20 protein-coding genes and 1 pseudogene are annotated in these 22,790 nt (G+C 60.3%); 13 read left to right on the top strand and 8 right to left on the bottom strand.

Features of this window, described 5'->3' with window-relative positions:
• Nucleotides 1–215 precede the first annotated feature (215 nt).
• Entirely contained in the window at nucleotides 216–1,409 is a 1,194-nt protein-coding gene (locus FHT97_RS08780) for an MFS transporter (protein WP_183861364.1), read from the bottom strand.
• A gap of 432 nt (nucleotides 1,410–1,841) precedes the next feature.
• Here FHT97_RS08780 and FHT97_RS08785 point away from each other — a divergent pair, with 432 nt between their 5' ends.
• The 12 genes from FHT97_RS08785 to FHT97_RS08840 all read left to right on the top strand — a co-directional run bounded on the left by FHT97_RS08785 (nucleotide 1,842) and on the right by FHT97_RS08840 (nucleotide 14,979).
• A complete protein-coding gene (locus tag FHT97_RS08785; RefSeq protein ID WP_246712582.1) occupies nucleotides 1,842–2,984 on the top strand; it encodes an alpha/beta hydrolase in 1,143 nt (380 codons plus the stop codon).
• Between the two features lie 195 nt (nucleotides 2,985–3,179).
• On the top strand, nucleotides 3,180–4,793 hold the full coding sequence (locus FHT97_RS08790) for an arylsulfatase (protein WP_183861368.1): 1,614 nt from the start codon (nucleotides 3,180–3,182) through the stop codon (nucleotides 4,791–4,793).
• Nucleotides 4,794–4,851: 58 nt separating this feature from the next.
• Entirely contained in the window at nucleotides 4,852–5,829 is a 978-nt protein-coding gene (locus FHT97_RS08795; RefSeq protein WP_183861371.1) for a MoxR family ATPase, read from the top strand.
• Nucleotides 5,830–5,839: 10 nt separating this feature from the next.
• Nucleotides 5,840–6,790 (top strand): DUF58 domain-containing protein, encoded by a 951-nt coding sequence (locus tag FHT97_RS08800; RefSeq protein WP_183861373.1) that lies wholly within the window; start codon nucleotides 5,840–5,842, stop codon nucleotides 6,788–6,790.
• The gene (locus tag FHT97_RS08805) at nucleotides 6,787–7,317 is read left to right on the top strand and encodes a DUF4381 domain-containing protein (protein WP_183861375.1); all 531 of its coding nucleotides are present in this window, start codon (nucleotides 6,787–6,789) and stop codon (nucleotides 7,315–7,317) included. The genes FHT97_RS08800 and FHT97_RS08805 overlap by 4 nt, the downstream gene beginning before the upstream one ends.
• On the top strand, nucleotides 7,304–8,290 hold the full coding sequence (locus FHT97_RS08810) for a VWA domain-containing protein (protein WP_183861377.1): 987 nt from the start codon (nucleotides 7,304–7,306) through the stop codon (nucleotides 8,288–8,290). Before FHT97_RS08805 ends, FHT97_RS08810 begins: the two co-directional genes overlap by 14 nt.
• Nucleotides 8,287–9,846: a VWA domain-containing protein gene (locus FHT97_RS08815; protein ID WP_183861379.1), complete on the top strand. Its 1,560-nt coding sequence runs from the start codon at nucleotides 8,287–8,289 to the stop codon at nucleotides 9,844–9,846. Before FHT97_RS08810 ends, FHT97_RS08815 begins: the two co-directional genes overlap by 4 nt.
• Nucleotides 9,843–11,153, top strand: coding sequence for a BatD family protein (locus tag FHT97_RS08820; protein WP_183861381.1), 1,311 nt, complete (start codon nucleotides 9,843–9,845; stop codon nucleotides 11,151–11,153). Before FHT97_RS08815 ends, FHT97_RS08820 begins: the two co-directional genes overlap by 4 nt.
• Before the next feature lie 115 nt (nucleotides 11,154–11,268).
• Entirely contained in the window at nucleotides 11,269–12,243 is a 975-nt protein-coding gene (locus FHT97_RS08825; protein ID WP_183861383.1) for a formylglycine-generating enzyme family protein, read from the top strand.
• Nucleotides 12,244–12,256: 13 nt separating this feature from the next.
• Nucleotides 12,257–13,234: an HAD family hydrolase gene (locus tag FHT97_RS08830; RefSeq protein ID WP_183861385.1), complete on the top strand. Its 978-nt coding sequence runs from the start codon at nucleotides 12,257–12,259 to the stop codon at nucleotides 13,232–13,234.
• Between the two features lie 69 nt (nucleotides 13,235–13,303).
• Entirely contained in the window at nucleotides 13,304–13,834 is a 531-nt protein-coding gene (locus FHT97_RS08835; protein WP_183753944.1) for a DUF1269 domain-containing protein, read from the top strand.
• Nucleotides 13,835–13,956: 122 nt separating this feature from the next.
• Nucleotides 13,957–14,979, top strand: coding sequence for a DUF4105 domain-containing protein (locus tag FHT97_RS08840; protein ID WP_183861387.1), 1,023 nt, complete (start codon nucleotides 13,957–13,959; stop codon nucleotides 14,977–14,979).
• 115 nt (nucleotides 14,980–15,094) lie between these two features.
• Here the strand turns inward: FHT97_RS08840 and FHT97_RS08845 are convergent, their stop codons facing one another.
• The 7 genes from FHT97_RS08845 to FHT97_RS08875 form a co-directional block, all read right to left on the bottom strand.
• Entirely contained in the window at nucleotides 15,095–16,831 is a 1,737-nt protein-coding gene (locus FHT97_RS08845) for a hypothetical protein (RefSeq protein WP_310503158.1), read from the bottom strand.
• A 126-nt stretch (nucleotides 16,832–16,957) separates the two neighbouring features.
• Nucleotides 16,958–17,257 (bottom strand): hypothetical protein, encoded by a 300-nt coding sequence (locus FHT97_RS08850; protein ID WP_183753940.1) that lies wholly within the window; start codon nucleotides 17,255–17,257, stop codon nucleotides 16,958–16,960.
• Nucleotides 17,258–17,422: 165 nt separating this feature from the next.
• Entirely contained in the window at nucleotides 17,423–18,631 is a 1,209-nt protein-coding gene (locus FHT97_RS08855; protein WP_183861389.1) for an adenylate/guanylate cyclase domain-containing protein, read from the bottom strand.
• A gap of 125 nt (nucleotides 18,632–18,756) precedes the next feature.
• Nucleotides 18,757–19,623: an HlyD family secretion protein gene (locus FHT97_RS08860; protein WP_183861390.1), complete on the bottom strand. Its 867-nt coding sequence runs from the start codon at nucleotides 19,621–19,623 to the stop codon at nucleotides 18,757–18,759.
• Nucleotides 19,620–19,829 carry a DUF1656 domain-containing protein gene (locus FHT97_RS08865; protein ID WP_183861392.1) on the bottom strand — a complete coding sequence of 70 codons (210 nt, stop codon included), beginning with the start codon at nucleotides 19,827–19,829 and terminating at the stop codon, nucleotides 19,620–19,622. The genes FHT97_RS08860 and FHT97_RS08865 overlap by 4 nt, the downstream gene beginning before the upstream one ends.
• Nucleotides 19,826–21,907 (bottom strand): FUSC family protein, encoded by a 2,082-nt coding sequence (locus FHT97_RS08870; protein WP_183861394.1) that lies wholly within the window; start codon nucleotides 21,905–21,907, stop codon nucleotides 19,826–19,828. The genes FHT97_RS08865 and FHT97_RS08870 overlap by 4 nt, the downstream gene beginning before the upstream one ends.
• Complete coding sequence (locus tag FHT97_RS08875; RefSeq protein WP_183861443.1) at nucleotides 21,897–22,352, bottom strand: MarR family transcriptional regulator; 456 nt, start codon at nucleotides 22,350–22,352, stop codon at nucleotides 21,897–21,899. Before FHT97_RS08875 ends, FHT97_RS08870 begins: the two co-directional genes overlap by 11 nt.
• Nucleotides 22,353–22,577: 225 nt before the next feature.
• Here FHT97_RS08875 and FHT97_RS08880 point away from each other — a divergent pair.
• Nucleotides 22,578–22,790 (top strand): annotated as a pseudogene (locus FHT97_RS08880) (nodulation protein NodT); the annotation flags it as partial.

The following is a 22,790-nucleotide window of genomic DNA, read 5'->3' on the forward strand; positions in this document are numbered from 1 at the left end:
TAAGTATGTCGCAGTATGTCGCCGCTAGGCAAGGGAATTGTGATCCCCCACGAGAAAATTCTACTGCGAGAAGAAGTATTTGGCAGCCTCGCGAAAAGCACCTGACTGCACTTCCCGCTACCCCCGATGCTTCCTAGGAAAACAGCGGCGGACGACGCGATTGGGATTCGCGTCGTCCGCCGCTCCAAGGAAATTTGCGGGGGCCACCGCCGCGGTCAGGCGGCCTGCGTCACAGAGCCGGCGTCGGATGCCGAGCGGCTGTCCAGGGCGCCGCTCCAAAGTGTCAGAACAAGCGCGCCGGCAACCAGTATTGCACCGACCCATGGTGTTGCCCCAAGGCCAAGGGGAGACTCGACCACCAGGCCGCCGATCCATGCGCCCGCGGCAATGCCGAGGTTGAAGGCCGCAATGTTGAGGGCAGAGGCGACATCGACAGCCGCCGGACGAACCTGCTTTGCCAATTGCACCACATAGATTTGCAGGCCCGGCACATTGGCAAAGGAGAGGAAACCCAAAGCGGCAAGTGTCGGAACGACCAGCCAAGGCGATGCAGCTGTGAAGCTGAATAGCACCAGCACGATCGCCTGGGCGATGAACAATCCAGTTAGAGCGCGGACCGGACTGCGGTTGGCAAGCCTGCCGCCAGCGATGTTGCCGATGGCGATCGCGATGCCGTAGACCACGAGGATGAGGCTGACCGTACCGGCCGCAAAGCCGGTGATGTCCTGCAGGATCGACGCAAGGAACGTAAACGCGACGAAAGTGCCGCCGTAGCCGAGCGCGGTCATGGCAAAGACAATGAGCAGGCGTCCGCTCCCGAGCACGCGGATCTGGTCGCCAATGGTAGCAGCCGACGCCTTTTTCAGGTTCGACGGCAGAAGCACGGCAATGCCAAGAAAGGCGATCGCCCCGAGACCTGCAACGGCGGCGAAGGTCGCACGCCAGCCGAAGACCTGGCCAATCAGCGTGCCGAGCGGCACACCGGTGACGATGGCAACCGTCAATCCCATGAACATCATCGCGATGGCCGAAGCCCGACGGTTTTCGGGGACGAGATCGGCCGCGATCGTGGAGCCGACCGAGAAGAAGACACCGTGGGCAAACGCCGATAGCACGCGTGCCACCAGCAAGGGTGCATAACTTGGGCTGAGTGCTGCCATGCCGTTGCCGACGATGAACAGTGCCATCAAGCCGAGGAGCAGCGGCTTCCTTTCGATACGTCCGGTCAAGGCCGTCAGCACCGGTGCCCCGAACGTGACGCCGAGCGCATAAACACTGACGATCAATCCCGCCAGCGGCAGGCTGATATGGAGATCTGAAGCGACGGTCGGCAACAGGCCGACAATGACGAATTCCGTGGTTCCGATCGCATAGGCCGCGATCGTCAAAGCAAAAAGAGCAATTGGCATGATGTGCCTCGAATGACTGCCGGTCTGCCGGCGTGGTTGACTGGCGAACATATGGAGACATCGAAGTTCGGTGATAAGCAGTCACTTGTTCCATGCATCTGTGAACTGAATTCACGAAGGCGCGAAAGGACGGCAAAGAAGGAGACCCCGCAAGGACGGGCGGAGGCGCTGAGAAATCGAGCAACCCGAAAGGCTCGTTGCCGTTCGGTAACACCAGTACAAAACTCTTAGCGTCGTCTGGGCATCTCGCGCGAATTGCACGTAACATCTGCGTGGTTACTGTAAAGTACTTTCACTTTAGACCGGCCACCGTAAGGTGCTTGCGTTTTCAATGAGGGAACCGGAAACGTGATTGCTGCCCGCACTGTTCGGACACTTGTACCGTTGCTCGTCGCCGCACTTCTTGCAGGCTGTGGTCATCCAAGCGGGGTAATGACGCCTGTTGCACTGACAGCGGCAACACCCAACACCACCAAGGTCAGCATGCTGGTCGCGACCACCCGCGAGCCATCCGGCGATCCCGCAACACTGTTTAACGGCGAACGCAGCCCAAAGCCTTACTTGACGGCCGTCGATGTCTCGATACCGCCGAAACGCTCGTCCGGCACCGTGCAATGGCCAAAGCGCCTACCGCCGAATCCGGCGACCGACTTTGCCGTGACCAGCGTCAAGGAGATCGATACCGTTCCGCAGGGGCGTGCATGGTTCCGCCAGAATATCCAAGGCGGTCACGCGCTGGTCTTCATCCATGGCTTCAACAACAAATACGAGGATTCCGTTTTCCGCCTCGCGCAGATCGTCCACGATTCCGATATGCACGCGACTCCCATCCTCTTCACGTGGCCCTCACGCGCGCAGCTCACAGCCTATGAGTACGACAAGGAAAGCACCAACTATTCGCGAACAGCGCTTGAGCAGGCGTTGCGGACACTGGCCGCCGACCCCGACGTCAAGGACATCACCATCCTCGCTCACTCGATGGGCACCTGGCTGACCATGGAATCGCTGCGGCAGATGGGCATCCGCGACGGACACGTGAACAGTAAGATCCACAACGTCATTCTCGCCTCGCCTGATATCGATATCCAGGTCTTCGCCAAACAGTTTGCCGAGATGGGTGAGCCGAGGCCGAAATTCACGATCTTCGTATCGCAGGATGACAAGGCCCTTGCCGTCTCGAGCTTCATCACCGGTAAGGTCTCACGCCTCGGCGCGATCGACCCGACAGTAGAGCCCTATCGCTCGAAACTCGAAGCCGCGGGCATTACCGCGATCGATCTTACCAAGGTCAAAGGCGAAGGCCTGAACCACGGAAAGTTTGCCGAGAGTCCTGAGATCGTTCAGCTGATTGGCCAACGCATCATCACCGGGCAGACGCTGACGGATTCCAATGTCTCGCTCGGCCAGGGTCTGACCGCAGTGGTCGGCGGCACGGTAACGACGATCGGCAACGTCGCAGCAACAGCGGTCGCAGCACCAGTGACGGTCCTCGAGCAGCCAATACAGAACGCAAAGAAGCGCCCGGCTGACGAAACGCTGCAGGGAGACCTCAAACCTCAGCCGTTAACCCAATAGGCCCGGCACATTTCCGCTCGCTGTTACGTTTTGGCGCCCGCTTGTTACCGTAACGTACTTACCGAGTGATGCTCTTCAGTGGGAACGTAAGCTCGTCGAAAAGTCCGACGAGCTTTCTGCAGCGCCGAGGCCCGGCCTGCCCACGATCAGGAGCGCGTAAATGTTGAACGACCTGAAAAGACAAGGGAGATCACGATGAGTGCGTCTCTCTCCAAGCGACTTCGGCACGCCGGCGCGGCACTCGCCTTGGCCCTCGCCTCCACTTCACTCAGCTATGGAGCCGCTCACGCGCAGCAGGCGGCGCCAACCCAGAATACAGCAAAGCCGAACATCCTCGTCATTTTCGGCGACGACATTGGTCAGACGAACATCAGCGCTTATTCGATGGGCGTCATGGGCTACAAGACGCCCAACATCGACCGCATCGCCAAGGAAGGCATGCTGTTTACCGACTACTACGCCGAAAACAGCTGCACTGCCGGTCGCTCCACATTCATCACCGGCCAGGTCTGCCTTCGTACCGGTCTTTGCAAAGTCGGCATCCCGGGGGCGACAGTCGGCCTGCAGGCGCGCGACATCACCATCGCTCAGGCCTTGAAGCCGCTCGGCTATGCCACGGGCCAGTTCGGTAAGAACCATCTCGGCGACCGTGACGAATTTCTCCCGACGCAACACGGGTTCGACGAGTTCTTCGGCAACCTCTATCACCTGAACGCCGAGGAAGAACCCGAGCGTCCCTATTATCCGAAGAACGATCAGGCATTCGTGAAGGCGAATGCGCCGCGCGGAGTCCTGCATTCGTTCGCCGACGGCAGGGTCGACGACACCGGCGCCCTCAACCGCAAGCGCATGGAAACGATCGACGATGAAACGACGGCGGCTGCGATCGATTTCATGCAGCGGCAGGCCAAGGAGGGTAAGCCGTTCTTCACATGGATGAACACGACCCGCATGCACGCGTTCACACACGTTCGCGAATCCATGCAGGGCCAAAGCGGTATGCCCGGCAATGAATACGCCGATGGCATGGTCGAGCATGATGGTGACGTCGGCAAGCTCCTCAAGGCGCTGGACGACCTCAAGATCGCCGACAATACGATCGTCGTCTACACAACCGACAATGGCCCGAACCAGTGGTCTTGGCCAGATGCGGCGACGACCGCCTTCAGAAGCGAGAAGGATACCAACTGGGAAGGCGCCTTCCGCGTTCCGGCAATGGTTCGTTGGCCAGGCCACGTCAAAGCGGGCGAAGTGTCCAACGAGATGATGTCTGGACTTGACTGGTTCCCGACCCTGGTTGCCGCAGCCGGCGACCCCGACGTCAAGGAGCAACTCCTCAATGGCGCAAGCATCAACGGCAACCAGTTTAAGGTCCATCTCGACGGCTACAATCAGCTGCCGTACCTGACAGGACAGCAGCCGAAATCGGCGCGCGAGGACTTCTACTATTTCAATGATGACGGCGAAGTCGTCGCCTATCGCTACAACAACTGGAAGATCGTCTTCTGCGAACAGAGAGAGCCGGGAGGCTTCGTGGTCTGGGCAAATCCCTTCACCTGCCTCCGCGCGCCCAAGGTCTTCAACCTGCGCATGGATCCCTATGAACGGGCCGATGTCGTCTCCGATCAGTACTACGACTGGCTGGCGAAGAACGCCTACCTCATTCAGTACGGCGTATACCGGGTCGCTCCCTTCCTACAGACTTTCAAGGACTACCCTCCGAGCCAACGATCGGCGAGCTTCAGCATCGACCAGATGGTCGATGCGTTGATGCGCTCGATGGAGCAAGGTCCCTCGACTGGAAAGTAGCAACCACCAAGAGCGGGTCGATCTCTGACGACCCGCTCGATTTGCCCAAGGGGGAGCCATGACGGCACGCGACGATATTCTCGACCTCGGCAAACGGGTCGGCCAATCGATCATCGGGCAGGATACAATGGTCGAGCGCTTGCTGCTCGGCCTCCTTGCCAACGGCCACCTTCTCGTCGAGGGACTGCCGGGACTCGCAAAGACGCGTGCCATCAAGAGCCTGGCAAAGAACCTTGATGCAGAGCTTTCGCGTATCCAGTTCACCCCTGACCTGCTGCCCGCCGACATTACCGGCTCGGAGATCTATTTCAGTGAAGGCGGCAAGGGGGAATTCAAGTTCCAGCAAGGGCCGATCTTCGCCAGCCTGATCCTCGCCGACGAAGTCAATCGCGCACCGGCCAAGGTGCAGTCAGCGCTTCTCGAGGCGATGGAGGAACGGCAGGTGACGGTCGGCGGACAGAGCTATCCCTTGCCCGACCTCTTCATGGTCATGGCAACGCAGAATCCGATCGAGCAAGAGGGCACCTACCCCCTTCCCGAAGCGCAACTCGATCGCTTCCTCATGCATGTCGAGGTTGGCTACCCCGATGGCAAGTCAGAGGCGGCGATCATGCGTTTGAACCGGGACGAGGAGAATGCTGCCCATGGCGGAACAAAGCCTGCCGAGCAGCAGAAACTTAACCCGCAATCTGTCTTCGATGCCCGCAAGGAAATTGGCGCAGTCACCGTCTCCGATCCGGTCGAGGCTTACATCGTCGCGCTGGTGCTCGCCACGCGCTATCCCGACAAATACGACAAGGACCTGGCGAAGCTTCTGCAGGTCGGCATCAGTCCGCGCGGCGTCATCAGTCTCGACAAGGTCTCGCGGTCTTACGCCTGGTTCAAGGGCCGGGATTACGTGACGCCCGATGACGTCAAGGCGATCGTCAAAGACGTCTTTCGCCACCGCCTCATTCTATCCTACGAAGCGCATGCGTCGAACACGACGCCTGACCAGGTGATCAATCGCATCGTCGAGCTCGTGGCCGTCTCGTGAGGATCGCGCAATGCCGGCAAATCCTGATGCAGAAGGCGTCCATGTCTCTACTAGCCAGTTGGTGGCCCTGGAAGGCCGCGCCCGTGATCTGAGCTTCGTCCACAAGGCAAAGAGCCACCGCCTGCTCGCCGGTCGCATGCAATCCTCGATGCGTGGCCGTGGGCTGACCTTCGAGGAATTGCGGGACTATCTGCCGGGTGACGACATCCGCACGATCGATTGGCGCGTCACCGCACGCACGACCAAACCAGCCGTCCGAGTCTATTCCGAAGAAAAGGAGCGGCCGGCACTGGTCGTCGTGGATCAGCGCATCAACATGTTCTTCGGCAGTCGGCGGTCGATGAAGTCGGTGACGGCGGCGGAGGCGGCCATGCTCTGCTCCTGGCGCATTCTCGGCTCGGGCGACCGTGTTGGAGGCTTCGTCTTTAATGACGAGCGGATCGACGAAATCCGCCCGCATCGCAGCCGGGAGGCAGTGATTGGCTTTGCCGACCGGATTGCGACCCAGAATGCCGAGTTGAATGCAGATTTTGCCGGAACATCATCTCCGACTGCGCTCGACGCTGTTGTCGAACGCGTCACCAGCATCGCACATCACGATCATCTCATCATTGTCATCAGCGACTTCGACGGCCACACCGCGGCAACCCGCGACAGACTGCTTCGCCTTTCCGCGCACAACGATGTCATCTGCCTTCTCGTATACGATCCCTTCATGCTGGAACTGCCGCAATCCGGCGACATCGTCGTTAGCGGCGGCAACCTTCAGGCGGAACTCGCACTGCGGAAGGGCAGCGTACGCCAGGCGATCGATCGCTTCGCACGCGAACGCGGTGAGGAACTGCGCGCATGGCAGCGCGAACTTGGGCTTCCCATGCTGCCGGTCTCGACGGCGGAGGAGACAGCCCCGCAACTTCGTAAGCTGCTGGAGCAGGCGGCCTGGCGCCAGAGGAGGCGATGACCATGGAACCCGCCGGCACCCCGTTGGACCCAATGACCGAAACCGCGCTGCGCTCGCTCAAGGACATATCCTTGCCGCCAGCAGTCTCCTGGATGCCTCAGACATGGGGCTGGGCCGTCCTCGCGGCGATCCTGATGCTGATCCTTGTCACAGTGTTTCTACTATGGCTTCGCCGCTATCGCGCCAACGCCTACCGGCGCGACGCGCTGGCACTACTTGCCGGCGTGGAGGCGAAGATCCGTGATCCCGAGACACAGCAGTCAGGCGTTCAAGACCTCGCAGTGCTCTTGAAGCGTGTTGCCCTGGCCGGCTGGCCGCGCAACGACGTTGCATCCCTCGCCGGGGCCGCCTGGGTGAAGTTTCTCGAAGTCCATGGTGATCGTACCAGCAGCCAGGCACTGCAAGCCGTGCTTGACGATCTCGAATATCACGCCAGCAAAGGGATCGGCGCGACGCAACCGAATACCGGGGCCGAATTGATTGCCGGTGCGCGCAACTGGATCGAGCGGCATCATGTATCAGCTTGATCATCCATGGCTGCTGGCGTTGCTGCCACTGCCCCTGATCGTCTGGTGGTTGTTGCCCGCCCACCATGAAACGTCGGCATCCGTTCGCTTGCCTTTCTTTGACCAGGTCGCAAGCGCAGTCGGCATCACGCCGACCTCCGGCTCGGTGATCGCCCGGCGCGGTTGGCCGCAACTGATTGCCGAAGCCCTCGCCTGGTGCCTTATCGTCCTCGCCCTCACCCGCCCACAATTCGTCGAGCCGCCGATCGAGAAGGTCGAACCCCAGCGTGACCTGATGCTCGCTCTCGACCTTTCGCAATCGATGGATACCCGCGATTTCCGTGCCCCCGATGGGACGACGCATCCACGCGTCGATGCAGTCCGGAGCGTCGTCGCCGATTTCGTTACAAAGAGGCCGGGCGATCGCATCGGTTTGATCGCCTTTGGTGACGCTCCCTACCCGCTGGTCCCCTTCACGATGGACCATCGTACGGTTCAGGCCATGATTGCCGAAACCCTGCCCGGGATGGCCGGTCCACGCACCGCGCTTGGTGATACGATCGGTCTTGCCATCAAGATGTTTGAGAACACCACGGTGCCTGAAAAGGTGTTGATCGTGCTGACCGACGGCAACGACACAGCCAGCAAGATGCCGCCCGCAAAAGCCGCCGACATAGCCAAGCAGAAGGGCGTGGTTATCCATGCGGTCGGCATAGGCGATCCGGCCGCAACCGGCGAAGAAAAGCTGGACACCACGGCCCTGCAAAAGATCGCCAGCGACACCGGCGGCCGCTACTTCTTCGGTGGCGACCAGAGCCAGCTTGCAGCGATCTATGACGAGCTCGACAAGATCACCCCGGAGGATCAGAAGAACCTCTCGTGGCGGCCGCGCATCGAACTCTTCCACTGGCCGCTCGGCGCGGCGATTGCGGTGCTCGCGCTCTATTACTGCGCAGCCGCAGCGGGCGGGCTTCTTCGGAGGTCCACTGCATGATCGAAGATTTCCATTTCCTTCGCCCTTGGTGGCTCCTTGCCATTCTCCTGCCGATCGGGATCGTGTGGTTCGCCTCGCGCTCGAGCAACGCCCGCAATCGCTGGAAGGATATGATTGCCCCTCATCTTCTGGAGAAGCTGATCGTCGATGCTTCTGGGCGCACTCGCGTGCGCCCGTCCTGGCTGCTTGCAGCAGTACTCGGCTTGGCCGTCCTCGGCGCCGCCGGCCCGACCTGGGAACGCGAGGCGCCACCCTTTGTGGAAGATACCGCACCGCTGGTGCTCGCCGTCGACCTGTCGCCGACGATGGACGCGATCGATCTCACGCCTTCCCGGCTTGAACGCGCCAAGTTGAAAATCAAAGACATCATTGCGCAGAGGCAGGGCGCCAGGACCGCGGTCATCGCCTATGCCGGATCGGCCCACCTCGTGCTGCCGCTGACCGACGATTCCTCACTGATCGAAACCTACACCGACGCGCTGGCTACCCGCATCATGCCGGTCGACGGCAAGGACACCGCGGCAGCGCTTACCACGGCGGAACAGGCACTCTCCGAAGGCGGCGTGGCCGGTACCGTTGTCTTCATCACCGATGGCGTCGAGCAGAACGCTTTCGACGCATTCAAGCGGAAAACAGACAACGGCATCCTGATCCTCGGCGTCGGCACGGCCGAAGGCGGTCCTGTCAAGACAGCGGACGGAGGCTTTCTCACCGGCACCGGAGGCAGCCGCGTTTTTGCCAAGCTCGATATCGACGCGCTTAAAAATTTGCACGCGCTGACCGGCGTTGATGTCGCCACAATCACCGATGACGACACGGACGTCCGCTGGATAACGCAGCGCGTGGCAACCAATTTCGCGCAGAAGAAATCGGCGCAAGGCGACCGTTGGAAGGATGCCGGCTGGCTGCTGCTTGCACCGGCGGCGGTGCTCTTCGCGTTAACCTTCCGGAGGGGATGGGTCGTCCGGCTCGGAACGGCGTTTATCTTGGCAAGACTTGTATTTATGCCGACTTCTTCACACGCCGCAGGCTTCGCTGACATGTGGTTGACGCCTGATCAACAAGGGAGGATCGCGTTCGAGCGTGGCAACTACGATGATGCGGCAACTCGCTTTCACGATCCGATGTGGCGCGGCGTAGCGCTCTATCGCGCCGGTAAATTCGCACAGGCCGTCGATGCGTTCGCCGCGGTCGACAGCGCCGAAAGCTGGTACAATCAGGGAAACTCCCTGTTGTTTCTTTCGAAGTTTGAAGAGGCGGTCACGGCCTACAAGAAGGCGCTAGACAAACGAAAGGAGTGGCCGGAGGCGAAGGCCAATCTGGCGATTGCCGAGAACCTGCTGGCGACCCAAAAGGACGAAGAGCAAGAGCAGCAGCAAGATCCGAACCAGAAGCCGGACGAGGTCAAGTTCGACGACAAGGGAAAAAAGGGCAAGGCTGGACAAGTCGATGTTGCCGAGCAGACCTCCGAGATGTGGATGAAAAATCTCCAGGTGAGCCCCGCCGATTTGATGGCGCGAAAGTTCGCGATCGAAGTGCAGGAGAAGAAGCCGTGAGGATCATCTGGGCTGCATTGATCTTTGCTTCGACGGCATGCACCGCCTTCGCCGCCGAGCCCTTTGCACGTGTGACGATCAACGACAGCGACAGCATCGTGCCGGGGCAGCAGGTGCGGGTCACGGTCGACGTCTTTGCACCGAATTTCTTCACCTCACCGCCGCAGTTTCCGTTGTTTGACGTTCCGAACGCGCTCGTGACGCTGCCTGACGAGCGTGCTCAGAACATCACGGAAACGATTGATGGCGTGCAATATTCCGGCATCCGCCGCGATTATGCGATCGTGCCCGAGGTGGCCGGCACCTTCGCCCTCCCTCCGGCAACGATCGAATTCAGCTATTCCGATGACGGCAAGTTCGTGCACGGCACAGCGCAACTGCCGCCGACGCAATTTACAGCTGCGTCTCCGACCGGCAGCGACGGCACGACGCTACCTTTTGCCGCCCGCGGTGTGACCATCACCCAATCGTTCGATCGCGATCCTGCCAAGCTGAAGGCAGGCGAGGCCATCGTGCGAACCGTGGTCATCTTTGCCGAGAACACCCAAGCCATGATGATCCCGCCGCTGGAGATCGCGCAGGCACCGGGTCTGCAAACCTATACGCAGTCGCCGCAGCTGGCTGATGGCGTCACCCGTGACCGGGCTGTGGGAAGCTCGCGAACGGAGAGCGTCACCTACGTTGCCGAAGCGCCGGGATCCTTTCAGATCCCGCCAATCAGCCTCGGTTGGTTCGACACCGAGGCCAAGTCGAGCAAAACTGCTTCGCTGCCTGCCGTTGCCCTGACCGTGGCCGACGCACCCCCGACGACCGAGGGCATTGCACCGCAAGTTCAATCAAGCGATCCCGCAGCGCCCGTGCAGCAGCGTTCGATGCGCGCGATCGCCGTCACCGTCTTGTCACTCATCGCACTAGGCGCCGTCTTCATCTGTGTCCGCCATTGGTTCCCACCGGTGCAGCAGTGGTTCGCGCGGCAGCAGCGGATACGGGCCAGTTCCGAACCGCAGCTTTTCCGCCGGCTCATTCATGCCGTCAAGAACGGAGCCCCACAGGACATCTACGCCTCTTTTGACGGTTGGTGCCGAGCTATCGGCTATCGAACAGGTTCTGCATGGACAGCAGCCCGCGGGGACGACGATCTCTCGCGGCAGCTCCAACAACTCGACCGGCTGTTATACGCGCCTGGTTCGCATAACGAGACGCTTGATCGGGCCGCGCTTGCAGCGGCGATTACTCGAAACAGGCTGCCGCGGCAGCAACCACAGCGCCCTGCGCGTGGCCATCCCCTGCCCGAGTTGAACCCATAGGCTGAAGGATCAGATTTCCGGAAAATGTAACGTTTCACGGAAGGCGTGTTACCGTAACGTACTTACCGGGAAAGCAAAGCGCGGCGATACTCAAGACAAGCGCTCGGAGGCGAAGATGGCATTGGCATTTGACACGGGGCATCGGGCGCAACGTCAGGGCGACGACCAGGGCGACCTCGTATGGATACCCGGCCGGACTTTCGTCATGGGTTCTAACGATCACTATCCGGAAGAGGCGCCGGCCCATCCTGTTACTGTGGACGGCTTTTGGATCGAGGCGACGCCGGTCACAAACCGCAAGTTCCAGGAATTTGTGAAAGCGACTGGCCACATTACGGTGGCCGAGAAAGCGCCCGACCCCAAGGACTACCCAGGTGCCCTACCGAACATGCTGCGAGCCGGGTCACTGGTCTTCACACAGCCCAAATCCGTGACCGGCAGCGACATCTCGCAATGGTGGAAGTTCAAGTTCGGAGCCAACTGGCGGCGGCCCTATGGCGGCTTAAGCGATCTTCGCGGCAAGCTCGACCATCCAGTCGTCCATGTCGCCTATGCCGATGCGAAAGCTTATTCGGAATGGGCCGGCATGGATCTGCCGACGGAAGCGGAGTGGGAACTGGCGGCGCGTGGCGGGCTTGAAGACACAGAGTTTGCCTGGGGAGACGAGCTGATGCCTGATGGCGTTGCCATGGCCAACACTTGGCAAGGCACGTTCCCGACACATAGCACGAAGCCCGCCGGCAAGGACCGAACGACAGCCGTACGCACCTTTCCGCCAAATGGCTACGGAGCCTATGACATGATCGGCAATGTCTGGGAGTGGACGACGGACTACTGGTCAACACGTCATCCGGAGCCGGCTGCGAAAGCCTGCTGCATTCCTGAGAACCCTCGCGGCGGCGCAAGAGAGGCCAGCTACGATCCCAACCAGCCGAATATTCTTATTCCGAGGCGCGTACTGAAGGGCGGCTCACATCTTTGCGCCCCGAATTATTGCCGCCGCTATCGACCGGCGGCACGTCACGCCGAGCCGGAAGATACCTCGACCAGCCATGTCGGCTTTCGCTGCATCAAGCGCGTAGCAACCTGATCAGGAGCATCTCATGTCTCGGTCTGTGCGCTTCCTCTTGCTTTTCCTGTTGCTCCCTGTCAGCGCACTCGCACAGGAACTCCCGTCCTGGAACGATGGCAAATCGAAGCAGGAAATTGTCGACTTCGTCAAGAAAGTGACGACGGAGGGCAACGCCGATTACGTGGCGCCCGAGGACCGCATCGCCGTCTTCGACAACGACGGAACGCTCTGGACGGAGCAGCCATTCTATTTCCAGCTGGGCTTCATTTTGGATCGGGTCAAGGCACTTGCTCCCGAGCATCCCGAATGGAAAGAGAAGGAACCCTTCAAGTCGATCCTTTCCGGCGACCTCAAGGGCATGGCCAAGAGCGGTGAACGGGGCATCGTCGAACTTGCGATGGACACCCATGCCGGCATGACGACTGACGAATTCCGCAAAATCGTCGTCGACTGGTTCGCTACGGCGAGACACCCGAAGACGGGCAAACCCTATAACGAGATGACATTCCTGCCGATGCGCGAGCTTCTGGACTACCTGCGCGCCAATGGCTTCAAGACCTTCATCGTCTCCGGCGGCGGTGTTGAATTCATGCGCCCCATTACCGAGAAGGCGTATGGAATCCCGCCCGAACAGGTCGTCGGCAGCACGATTACGACGCAATATGCGCTGGTCGGCGATACGCCTGTTCTGAACCGGCTCCCAAAGGTCGATTTCGTCGACGATGGCCCCGGCAAGCCGGTGGGCATCAACAAGTTCATCGGTAGACTCCCGATCTTTGCAGCCGGCAATTCCGATGGCGACTACGAGATGCTGCGTTGGGTCACGGCCGGCAAGGGACCGCACTTCGCGATGATCGTTCATCATACCGATGCAGATCGGGAATACGCCTATGATCGCAAATCGGAGTTCGGGAAGCTAGACAAGGCGCTAGATGAGGCGGCCGCCCGCAACTGGCTGCTCGTCGACATGAAAGCCGACTGGAAGAAGATCTACGCATTCGATCAATAGCCCGGGCGGCATACGTCCGCCAGCCGTCATGCTCCATATCCTCGCTGTTAAAAACGAAAGGAACGGACAATGTCAGAACTCATCGTTATCGGCTTTGATGCCATGGATGAAGCAGACAAGGTGCTGCTGAAATTGAACAACCTGAAGAAGGAATACCTCGTCGACCTCGAGGATGCAGTCGTGGTGGTTCGCGACGAGGCCGGCAAGGTCCATCTCAAGCAGAGCCTCAACCTGACGGCAGTCGGCGCCACTTCCGGCCTGCTGTCCGGCTCCCTTTGGGGCGGCCTGGTCGGCTTGCTATTCCTCAACCCGCTCGCCGGCTTTGCCATCGGCGGACTTGTTGGAGCCGGCACCGGCGCGATTTCCGGCTCGCTCGCCGACTATGGCATCGATGACGAGTTCATCAAGTCTCTTGCCGCAACCATACCGAACTCCTCTTCCGCTCTTTTTGTCCTCGTCCGCAAGGCGCAGCCGGAGAAGGTTCTCGCCGAACTCCACGGGCTGCGCGGCCGCGTCCTGAAAACGTCGCTGGCGCCGGAACAGGAGGAGCGGTTGCGCAAGGCCCTCTCGGACACCTCGGGCGCAGCTGCATCCACATGATCTAAATGCCCAGCGCGCCGATCGCAAAACGCGCCGGGTTCCTCCGATCGTTTGCGGTTGCTGCGAGCCTGAGCGATATTGCCCGCTTCCATGGTGAGCTGACGCATCGCGAGGGGCGAAAAATGGCAATCACCTCCACCGAGGCTCCCTCCTCGAAATGGCAGGTTCTGGCGCTCACCACCCGCCTCGTTTTTCGGCTGGTGGTCATCGCCTTTATCGGGTGGTTTGCTCTCGCCGCCCACTATCAGGCGCCATCCGGATGGAAATGGCCGATCATTGCCGCCGGCTCCCTCGTTGGCCTGATCGCCATCCTGGCTGTCAGGCGGCGGCCGATGCTCGCCAGCGTGCTGCTGCTGGCCACGATGCTCGCCGTTTCCTTTTGGTGGAAAAGCATCGAGCCTAGCAACGACAGGGGTTGGGCCGCCGATGTCGCCCATGGCATCACCGCAACCGTCTCAGGCGATCAGATCACGCTGCACAACGTGCGGAACTTTCAATGGAGGACGGCAGAAGACTTCGATCCGGTTTGGCAGACCGAGCAGTACGACCTCTCCTCGCTCCAATCGGTAGACCTCCTGAATTCCGTCTGGAGCAACCCCGCGATCGCCCATACCCTCGTCAGCTTTGGTTTTGCGGACGGTCGCCACGTCGTATTTTCGGCCGAAATCCGAAAGGAACGCGGTGAAGCATTCTCGGAGATCGGCGGCTTCTTCAAGGAGTTCGAACTGGTTCTGATTGCGGCTGAAGAGAGCGACATCGTTCGCCTGCGAACCAACGTCCGCCGGGAAACGGTGTCGCTTTATCCACTCCGGCTCTCTCCGCAGGTCGCCCGCGCCCTGTTTCTGTCCTTTCTCGATAAGGGTAATGCGTTGGCGGCACAGCCCGAATTTTATCAGACGATCACGGCAAACTGCACGACGATCGTCTTCAAGCTCGCCCGGCTGATCGATCCCGGCATCCCTCTCGACTGGCGCATCATAGTATCCGGTTACCTGCCGGACTATCTCTACGACCACCACCTGATCCCAAACGGCCTGCCGCTCGACGAAGTCAGGAAGCAAGCCGAGATCAGCAGCCGGGCGCAGGCGGCGCCAACGTCGAGCGACTATTCTAAGGTGATCAGGTCAGCATTGAATGGCGGCTGACAGCGCAAACGGCCTCGACCTTGGTAGCCGCGTCCAACGGCGCAGGGACGCTGACCGGATAGAATATCGCAATCGCACCTACGTCGTGGTTAGTGAGGCCGACTAAACCCGACTACTAAAAGGCAGTCGCCAAGCCCTCGGTCTTGAAGCGAGCGCCTGCCTTGACGAGTCCATCTTCGATGGAGGCGGATAGTGCGGGCTGGTAGCGCTGCTGTGTCGTTTGTTCGCGGAAGGTCGTTTCAAACTCTGGCGCGAGCTTCCTCAGTTCCGCAAGGCCTGGCCCCGCTTCATCCGATCCCATTTGGCCAAGTGCCGCCACCCGCAAGGCTTTGATCAAGAATGTGGTATCGCTTACCTGGTCTGCAAGCAGCGTGGCCTCCGACCAATCCTTTTGCCGGTAAGCGTCGAGGGCGAGCACCAGAACCGCGTCGCGCGGAACGACATCGACAGACCTTTCGGCGTCTCGCGCAAGGGAAACACCCGCATCGAAATAGCCTGACGAAAACAGGACGAGGCCAAGCTTTGCCGCCACATCGGGATTGTTGGGGCTGAGCGCCAGCGCGCGATTGCCCGCAGCGAGCGCAGCGTCAATCCTGCCGCCGTAGAATTGCGCCAGCATCAGAGCGATATATGCCCGGTCGGAGAGCGGCGCCAAGTGGACGGCCCGATTGGCAAGCTCGAGCGCTCGTGCCGTCGTGCTCTCCTCCACCTGACCCGCCAGCCGCGTCGCAAGCGCTGCCGTGGCGTCCGCATCATAGCGGTTTGCGGCGATTGTTCGCTCCAGGCAGTTGATCGTCCGTGTACCCGATGCTCGGCCGTCGTCCGGCTCATACTCTGCTCGCAGGACGCATGCGTTGCCAAGCGAATCCTCGGCAGCATCGTGTGCTTCGATGTTGTTGATGACCCCTCGCGTCGCCGCAAAGCGGCGTGCGAGTTGTGCAACCAGTTCGTCCCGAACCGCCGCGGGGGTCCTTCCGCTCGTATCAACCCTTTCAAGCCCGGATTTGAGGAGGTCGCCAGTCGCGGTGTCTACAATCTGCCACCAGATGGTGCGGTCGTCGCCATCACCATAATATTTCATGTCGATTGCGTAAGCGTTCGACTTCGCCGGACGGAGCACTGAGGCCAGCGGCCTTTCATTTTGCTGGGCCTGCGAAACCGTCAACGTCTGGAATTGCGTCAGGGCAGTCAGCAGCATGTCGCGGGTCACGGAAGCCTCTTCGCGCAAACCTTCATCGACTGCGGTTAGCGTGACTGCGACCGTAGGCTTGGCTGTCGTGATTGGGCGGGATGCATAGACAGCAACACCAGCGGCCATGGCCGCGACAATCAGCAGGGCTGAAGTGGCTACAAGCAGCCAGGTCGGAACGGACCTCGCTGGGACATCCGGCACTACCTTCAACGGATTCTGGTCAGCGACGGAAGCCAGGGACTCTCCGCCGGTGGGGACGGAATGTTCTCCGTCATCGACCGGTGGAAGGCCACTCGAAGACCGCGTAAAAATCGCAATATAGCGCCCTCGCGGGAGTTGAACCGCAACCCGGCCTTCTTCCGCAAAAGCTTCGTAGTACTGGCTAAGCGACGACCGCAATCGGCTAAGCTCAATGCGGACAATGGGGTCGAGCGATGGATCGAAATTGCTTTGCCGACCTAAGACATCAATGGCGATGGAATAGGCTTTCACACCATCGGCACAACCGGCGAATTGCTGGTCCGTGATATATCTGAGAATGCTCCGGCTTCTTTCGGTGGCTCTGAACCGCTCGTCGGCGAGCAGACGCTCGAGCTCTGCACGGGCCTCTGGGCGCGAAACTTCGTGAGCCCAGCCTTCCTGTTCTTCAGCCTTCATCATTGCCGCCCCTGCTACGCAACGCTCAATGCCAAGTAGAACAAATGGGGTTATTGAGCAGAAAACAAGGGGTTGCAATATGAAATGCTAACAAAACCGAAACGGGATCAGTGCAGGCGCGTGTCAATCCTATTCCGGGACGCCGCCTCCGCGCTCGAGACAGTACTTGATTACGTCGGCTTCGATCTCGGCACAGACGATCTCATATTCATGGACCATCGCGCTGTCTGCGCCTCCCGCAACGCTTCTCAACCGGTCGAGCGTGGAACTTGCGTCCTCATATGCTTCGCAGAGGCTGCGAAGCGGCTCGGATTTCTCTCCGATCGTTTGAAGTCGTCCGCGGACAGCGGGCAGCTTCAGCATCAAGCGACGTAGCCCTCGCCGCTCGGCATCGGAAGGTGTTCTTACCTCGTCGTTTTCCTTGCCCATGAAGACCACCCCGGCCTCAGTCGGCTTTGTTTGAGCGATCTTAGCGAGCTGGCGGCACGGCGGAAGTACGTAACGGTAACAGACTGCGCTAACGGCTGCCGTTGGGCTTTGTTACCTTGGCATTTACGTTGCGAATTGGGCCTGCTTGGGCGGCGGCAAGCGCGTTCAAGCAGCCGGTATCATCGTAAACAGCTCCTGGGCACGGTTGACGCCCCGAAGCACATGCAGACCGATCGAATGCAGATTGTCGATCTGCGACGGGGGAACGATCGCGGCAAAACTCGCCGACATCAGAAGCCGCCGCTGCAGTGCCCGACAGAGGGAAACGATGCGGCTGACCTCGTTTACCGCAGGTCCGATAACTGTGAAGTCGAGTCGATCCTCGCTGCCGATGTTGCCGTAAAAGACCTCGCCAAGATGAAGTCCGAGATAGACGTCGGTCACCGGCCTGCCCTCGATGCGACGTTGCGCATTGAGATCGAGCAGGCGCCTGTCGAGCAGCGACCGGGCGGTCAGCGCCGCGGAACAGGCCTCGCTCGGTCGCCTGCCCTTGAAGATCGCCAGCGTGCCGTCGCCCATCAGCTTGAGCACCTCGCCTCCAGCCTCTTGGACCGACGAGATCACAGCATCGGCGTAGTCGTTGAGCATCGGAATGATTTCTTCCGGATCTACGGTGTCCGAGATGTGCGTGAAATTGGCGAGGTCCGAAAACCAGAGGGCCGCCGAGATGCGGTCACTTTGACCGCGGGTGATCTTGCCGTGAAGGACGTGGTTTGCGGCATCCTGTCCGAGATAGACCTTGGCGATCGTGCCGGCCACGCCGCTGACCGTCACGCATTTGACGGCCAACGCCAAACAGGGAAGTAGATCCCGCAACACGGCAATGTCACCATCCGTGAAACCTTCCTTTGATCGGGTGGCGAAGTGCGAGAAAAAGCAGTCGATGTCACCGATTGCCCCGCCATCGCCGAACCGATGCGCCATGGCGATAAAGTCGGTGAAGCCCGCCGCCTTCAGATCGTCAAGCAGATAGAAGTCGGCCGGATCTTCCTTGGTCAGCCTGCTGCGGATCTCTCCCGACCCCGTCGTTTCCAAGTGATGGAAGGCCGAGCGAAGCCAATTGTCAGCCACCGCGCCGGGACCGGAAAAACCATACTCCGACACGCGTTCGACCGGCTCCCTGCTGTCCCAGCGGAACGCTCTCCGCTCATAGATAGGATGAAGCGCGTCCATGACGGCGACGGAACGCTCGATCGGGAGCCCATTCGCGCGACACCGTTCGCAAAAGCCGGCGAGCAGGTCTGCTTCCGGCATGCCTTTAAGTCCGCTCTGCATCAGCCAGGTGGTGATTTCTATGACGTGGCGATCGTCCACGGCTGTCTCCTGGAACCGGGCGACCATTTGTTTTTCTCGAGCCGAACGGCTTCGTTCCCGGCATCGTTGGGGCGCCCAGACCGGTGAACTTGCGGTATTCGAAGGCGGCTCTTCAGCCGCCCCAATCAATTGACGATGGTGACGCTTGCCGTGCGGCCGGCAACCAGGGCTGTGTCATCAGGCAGGGTATCGAGCGCCACGCGAACGGGAACGCGCTGCGCAAGCCGAACCCATGTGAAAGTCGGAGTGACGTTGGCGAGCTGGGCGCTGGTATCGCTTCGCTCCCGATCCTCGATGCCGCCCGCCACCCCATCGACGTGTCCCTTGAGAGGTGTCTTGCTGCCCATCAGATAAACAAGTGCGGCGTCGCCAACCTGGATGCGGTCCAGCTTGTTCTCCTCGAAATAGCCGGCAACGTAATAGGAATCACTGTCGATCAGCGCCGTAACCGCAGTGCCCGCCGTCACATAATTCCCAGGTTTCATCGAGAAGTTGGTCAGCACGCCATTGACGGGCGCCCTCACCACGGAGCGGTCGAGATTGAGCTGTGCAGTGTCGCGGCTGATCACCGCCTGGCTGTAGGCGGCCTCGTCCTGCTGGACGGTTGTCTCGGCTTGCTGGATCTTCTGCCGCGTTACCGAACTCTCACCCAATTTGCGATAGAGCTCGAGATCGCTTCTTGCCATATCGAGTGCAGCCTTGCTGCTTTCCATCTGCGCTTCGGCCTGACGCAGCGCGAGCGCAAAACGCGCCTGGTCGATGCGGAAGATCACGTCACCTTTCCGAACGGCCTGATTGTCCTTTGCGTCCACTTCGCTGACGATCCCGGAAACATCGGCGGCAAGCCGCACGACGTCCGCACGAATTTTACCGTCCCGAGTCCAGGGCTCGTCCATATAGTAGTCCCAGAGATGCCAGCCGAGCACTCCCGCCAGGGCAACCATGACGCCGGTGAGCAGGAAGCGACCGGAATGAGCGAGAAGCGATTTCATAATGACACCTTGTTCAGAGACAGCGCGATGGCGCCAAGCAGGCAGAAATACATGGCCGTGTCGAAAAGCGGCCGATGCCAAACCAACCGGTAGAAACCGACGGAGGCCAGCACCCGCCGCAGGACGGAATTGAGGAGGTAGGCTGCGAAAGCGATCGCGCCCAACGTCGGGAAGAAGACCCCGTAAATGTCGATATCAGGCCTCATGCGGCATGTTCCTTTGCAGTTCCCGCGCCCGCGACGACAGGGAGGGAGGCTGCGTCAGGGTAAAGGGTGTATCTGAGCGCCGTCATAGATCGGCGTGCGCCCTCAATCGCCGAAGACTTGCCGGCCTCGACCAGTGCCGCCAGCGCCTGATCCAGGATCGTGAGCAGATTTTCGTCTGGCTGCGCATCCCGGCTCTTCTGCTTCTGCTGGTAGTAGGCCGCGATACCGGAGAGCACCTTCTCGATCGGCTCGCGTTTGTCCCGCGATACCAATTGCTTGTGGCGCTGGAGATCCAGCGTGTTGAGACCGTTGCGCAGGTCACGCATGATATCGGTCTGTGCGACTGCGGACTCGGCCGGAATCATCGCCAGACGTGGCGCAACCAGACCAAGCCGGTCTACCATGCGGTAGAGCAACTTCGTGAAGTCGATCTCTTCGGGTCGGCGCGCTGCAGCAACGATATCCGTCCAGCCCGACCTCAGCACACGGTAAGCGGTCCACTCAGCACCGACCGAGCGAACGAGGACTGTCGTTCCGCAGGCAATCACCATGCCGATGATCATCGCCGCATTCGAATTTACGAATGACGCGAGATCGAGGTTCAGGCGGTCCTGCAGCGTCAGCATGTTCGGCAGGTTCACGCAGAAACCCATGCCATAGAGCGCAAGTGATGGCTTCGTCATCAGCAACCCGGCCGGCACAAGCATCAACCCGAGCGCGGCGGCGAGTTCGACGTAGCTGTGAATCAGTGGCATCAGGCCATACTCGAAGACGAAAGCTGCAATGACGGTCACAATGGCGACATTCACGAACTTGATCATCATCGGCGCCGGATCGTCCATCGACGAGAAGATGCAGCAGAGCACGCCGGCCATCATCGCAGCCGCGCTACCCTGAGGCCAACCTGTATAGATCCAGAAGGCTGTCGCGATGAACGTCGCCAGCATAACCGAAAGGCCGGAATGAATGGCCATGCCATAATCCTTGTGGATCGGAGCCCGGTCGAAGGACGTGCCGAACCGGCGCCAACGAAGGTCATGATGCGATCCGGATTCAATGTCTTGCCGGAGGCTGAGACAGTCGCCCCATATCTGCACGAGATCCCGGATGCGTGCGGTGAAGTTATGGGCAAGCAGCCCGTTCCACTCCTGTTGCGCGCGTCCCTCCTCCTCCGCCCTGGTCATCAGCACAAGGAGTTGCTGTCGTTTGTCCTCGGCAAGCGGTTTGCCACTCTCGAGCAATGCCGTGACTTCGCCTATCAACGTCGTGATGGCCGGCGTGAATTTACCCGCTGTTGCCCTCTCGAGCGCATGCAGCACGTCTGCCAGACCCGAAACGATCGGCAGCATCGCAACCATGCGCTGCTGCAATATCCGGGTGCGACCGACGATGTCACGCAGCGCCGAGGTGTCATAGGCGACATGGGTGGTGAAGCTATGGAGATCGACCGCATCGGCAGCGAGCCGACGGGCTGCGGCCAGCAGCGCGGGATCGCGGCCCCTGCCCTTCAGCGTGCCGATGGCCAGGTCAGCGCCGTCGCGCAGCCAGGCATTGATACGTCCAGCCAGAACCGGCCCGGCGTGTCGCGGAAAGAGGATGCGATTCACAACCGCCGCGCAGATGATGCCGAGCGCGATTTCCACGACACGGGCAGTTGCGTAGGTAAAGGCCGTATCCGGGTTTGCGACGATCGGGAAGCCGGTCAGAGCGGTCGTATATCCCGCCAGCATGAAACTGTAGCTGCGTGGTGTTCGGTGGAGCAGACTGACGCCAAGGCAAAAAGCCATCCACAGGGCGATCGCAAGCGTCAGCATCTCCGGCGAATTGACGAGGTTGGGGATCAGGATCACCGTAACCCCGCCGCCAAGCGCCGTGCCGATCAGGCGGTAGAGCGCCTTCGATGTGCTCGCACCCGATAGCGGATGAGCCACGATGTAAACCGTACCGACCGCCCAATAGGGATTCTGCAGGTCGAAGCAAAGCGCAATACCAAGCGCCAGCATCGCGGCTGTGAAGGTCTTGAGGGAAAAGACGACGTCTCCCAGGCTGGGATCGGTCGCGTTCTTGCTACTCGTCATTTTCCTGTGTTCCGGATAGGACCGCGGTTTTCGCCGCGATGGCGCGCAGGACCTCCAAGGCGGCCTCGACCTGTTGAGGATCAAGGTCGCCTAGGATCTGTGCTCGCAGCTCCGCCGCACAGCTTTCGGCGCGCTCGGCGACCGCTGTGCCTCCTCCGGTGAGTTGCACCAGCTTGATACGGCGGTCCGCCTCATCGGGAACCCTGCAGATCAAGCCGTCATTTTCCAAACTGTCGAGAACCCGCACGAGGGTCGGCCCTTCCACACCGACCCGTTCAGCCAGAACACCCTGCGGTATCCGGTCGCCATGCCGAAGCAGCGCGATCAACGGCGCAGCGCTGGCGTCGGACAGGTTGTGATCGGTCAGGACGGCGTTCAAAGCCCGACGCCACCCGCGCCCGCAGATCATAAGCAAGGGTGCGAATTCGGCCCAGGTTCGCTTCAGATTCGTTGTCATGGAATTAGATAACATCCTATCGATTAGAATACAATGATATTATTTGGGGGCAATGATGTGACTAGCAGACCCTTTTGGGTATCGATCGCCTCCTTCCCCCGTCATGACGCTCTCCCGTTGGACAGCCGTGAAAAGCCTATTGAGGAAGTGAAAAATTAACCATACGCCGTAATAGTTTGTTAGAGAATCGCCGAGCATCCCATTGGAGACCCTATGCGCCGATATGCAATCCTTGCCGCACTGTCTGTTCTGTCAGGCTGTGTGAGCGGCCCGGACCATGTTCCTCCGGAGATGCCGCTTCCGGCGAAGTTCAGCGAGGGTGGCGCCAAGGACATTGGCGACGTGTCGACGACGGCCTGGTGGACGGCCTATCGCGACCGGAAGCTGGACGGCCTGGTCGTTCAGGGCCTGAATGAGAACCTGTCG

This window comes from Rhizobium sp. BK399 (genome assembly GCF_014194695.1).
Taxonomy (GTDB): domain Bacteria; phylum Pseudomonadota; class Alphaproteobacteria; order Rhizobiales; family Rhizobiaceae; genus Rhizobium.